General features: G+C 64.9%; 4 protein-coding genes. 2 read left to right on the top strand and 2 right to left on the bottom strand.

Annotation, left to right across the window (positions count from 1 at the left end):
- Positions 1-307 (bottom strand): porin (locus QM569_RS16165; protein WP_414988261.1); only part of this gene is annotated, 307 nt, incomplete at its 3' end.
- Positions 308-352: 45 nt separating this feature from the next.
- On the opposite strand from QM569_RS16165, the gene QM569_RS16160 reads away from it, so the two are divergent.
- Entirely contained in the window at positions 353-1,549 is a 1,197-nt protein-coding gene (locus tag QM569_RS16160; protein ID WP_414988260.1) for a hypothetical protein, read from the top strand.
- Positions 1,550-1,573: 24 nt separating this feature from the next.
- Here QM569_RS16160 and coq7 read toward each other — a convergent pair whose 3' ends face one another.
- Positions 1,574-2,191, bottom strand: a complete 618-nt coding sequence (gene coq7, locus QM569_RS16155; protein ID WP_414988259.1) for a 2-polyprenyl-3-methyl-6-methoxy-1,4-benzoquinone monooxygenase — start codon at positions 2,189-2,191, stop codon at positions 1,574-1,576.
- 319 nt (positions 2,192-2,510) lie between these two features.
- On the opposite strand from coq7, the gene QM569_RS16150 reads away from it, so the two are divergent.
- A partial coding sequence (locus tag QM569_RS16150) for a porin (protein ID WP_414988258.1) occupies positions 2,511-2,814 on the top strand: 304 nt, incomplete at its 3' end.

The following is a 2,814-nucleotide window of genomic DNA, read 5'->3' as shown; positions in this document are numbered from 1 at the left end:
CGCCGCCGCCGGTGGAGCCGGTGGATTGGTTGTTGGTGCTGGTGGTTGCGCCAGAACCGTTGTCGTTGTTCACACCGGCTTCCAGCCAGAACGAAGCGGACAGACCGCCACCCAGATCTTCAACGCCGCGGAAACCGATGGCACTGCTGTTCAGGCCGGAGTTACCCAAACGCGACATGTTGGAAACGTTGCCGGAGCCATATTGATAGGTCGCGTCCACCGTGCCAAACAGCGTCACAGACGATTGAGCAGAAGCAGCACCAACTACGGCCAGGGCAGCCAGAGCGGCTAGCGTGACACGTGCCAGCCATGAGGGGAAAACGATGAATATCCATAGTTTTCCCTCACCGGCATGCAAAAAATCCACTCCCACTACACCGTCCCGCTCGCGGGCATCGCCGACGAACTGGATGATCTGGTGCAGATCGTCCAGCACCAGCCCGTGGCGGTTCTGGTGCGCGACCAGGCCGTGTTTTATCTGGTGGGCGAAGCATTCCTGGCCGACGACGCACCGCAAAGCGATACGCCCGCCGCCCCTACCTTTGCCGAGGCGGCCGAGAAACTGGTGCTTGTGGAAGCCGACCGCGTCAAGCGCGGCGCTTTCAGCCTGGGTTCGCTGCAGATACTGAAAAACCGCCTGAAGGCCCACATCCTGCCCGTCATGGGCCACGTGCGGGTGGACCGCGTGCAGGCAGACCAGATGCAGACCTTCATGGAGCGCATGAGCGCCCTGTCCGCTTCATCCACCACCATCTCGCAATATCTGGTCATCATCCGCAAGGTGCTCAAGCTCGCGGTGTCCCGTCAATGGATGCGCGAATTGCCCGAGATACCCCGAATCCCCATCACCAGCCAGCCGCGCTCCACGTTCACCGTGGGCCAGTACCGCGCCCTCCTGCGCACGGCCAAACGCCTCGCGCACGAGCGGGCCGAAGCGCCCCGCATCAAGGAAAGCCCCGGCACCCGCAAGCGGTTCTGGATCACGCCCCGCCACCGGCAGCTGCCCCTGGACATGTACTGGCTGATCGGTTTCATGGTCAACAGCTTCGTGCGCCCCAGCGACATCCGCACGCTGCGCCACCGGCACGTCGAGATCGTGCGGCGCGACCACCTGTCCTACCTGCGGCTGACCTTGCCGACGACCAAGAAGCACGACAAACCCATCGTGACCCTGCAGCCCGCCGTGCGCATCTATGGGCAACTGGTGCAGGCCAGGGCGCGGGCGGTGCAACCCGACGACTACCTCTTTCTGCCCGCCGAGAAGGACCGCAGCCACGCGCTGGCCGTGCTCAACTTCTGGCTGCAATGGGTGCTGCGCGAGGCGGGCATACCCCGCATCGACGTGCATGGGCAGGCCCGCACGCTCTATTGCCTGCGGCACACGGCCATCACCTTCCGGCTGCTTTATGGAGAAGGCATCGACATGCTGACCCTGGCGCGCAACGCCCGCACCTCGGTGGCAATGATCGAGAGCTTCTATGCGTCCAGCCTGACGGGCGAGATGAACGTGGGCATGCTGCAGAGCCGCCGTACCAGCCGAAGCCGGTAGCCCCCTGCCTATCTTTTTTCTTCTCTATAAATAGTGCGCCGTCGTCGTCATCACCTTGGCGGCGGCCTTCATGGCCAGGCGTGCCGGGGGCGGCAGCTCCAGCGCGCCGCTGGCGCGGGCCTGCGCGGCGTGGCGCGCTTCGTCGTCCTTCATGCGGGTCACTACGGCACGCGACGCCAGGTCCTGCTCGGGCAGCCGATCCAGATGGCCCTGCAGGTGCGCCGCCACCTGGTTCTCCGTTTCCGCAACAAAACCCAGGCTGGCGCGGTCGCTGACCTTGGCCGCCACCAGCCCCAGGGCAAAGGCGCCCGCGAACCACAGGGGGTTGAGCAGGCTGGGGCGGGCGCCCAGGGCGTCCAGGCGCTGCCGCGTCCAGGCCAGGTGGTCGGTTTCTTCGCGCGCGGCTTCCAGCAGGTGCTCGCGCAGCGCGGGGTTGCGCGTCACCGCCGCCTGGGCCGTGTACAGCGCCTGGGCGCAGACCTCGCCCACGTGGTTCACGCGCATCAGCGCCCCCGCCAGCTTCTTCTGCGCGGGGTCGAGGGCGGCTTCTGCCATGCCTTGGGCGGGCGAGGGCTCGCTCGCGCGAGGTGTTGCAAAAAGTGTGCGGAGCGCGTTGTCGGCAGCCGAGAGCAAAGAGTCCATGAAAGTGTCCGAAATACTGGGGGGCGGCAGTGCAAGCTGCACGGGGGCGCGGGTTGGGCGCCCTTTCGGGCCTGATCGCCGGGCGCAGAGGGGCATTTTGCCGCCGCACGTTCAAATGTTGCAACACTGCAACGGATTTCCCCTTTCGGCCCGATTGTGGGTGAATTCCTTTGCGAAACCCGGCTGGGTCTGGTGCAATAACAGCAACTTCCCCACCAGGAGGTTGGCCCGGGGAACCGGCGGGACTGCGCGGGTGCTACGCCAGCAGCCCTAGACCCCTCGTACCGGCGCCCTATGTTTAACCTTGGAGTAACTCGCAATGAAAAAATCCCTAGTCGCTCTGGCTGCCCTGGCCGTAGTTGGTGCTGCTTCCGCTCAATCGTCCGTGACGCTGTTCGGCGTGGTTGACGCAACCTACGCTTATGGTTCCGGCAACGTGTCCAACAAGTCGCAGCTGACGAACTCCGGCTACAACAGCAGCCGTCTGGGTTTCCGTGGCGTTGAAGATCTGGGTGGCGGTCTGTCCGCTTCGTTCTGGCTGGAAGCCGGTGTGAACAACGACAACGGTTCTGGCGCAACCACCAGCACCAACAACCAATCCACCGGCTCCACCGGCGGCGGCG

The sequence above is a fragment of the Acidovorax sp. genome, assembly GCF_047607405.1.
Classification (GTDB): Bacteria; Pseudomonadota; Gammaproteobacteria; order Burkholderiales; family Burkholderiaceae_C; genus Acidovorax.
The sequence above is the reverse complement of the archived record's forward strand: the minus strand, read 5'-3'. Positions and strand labels throughout refer to the sequence as shown.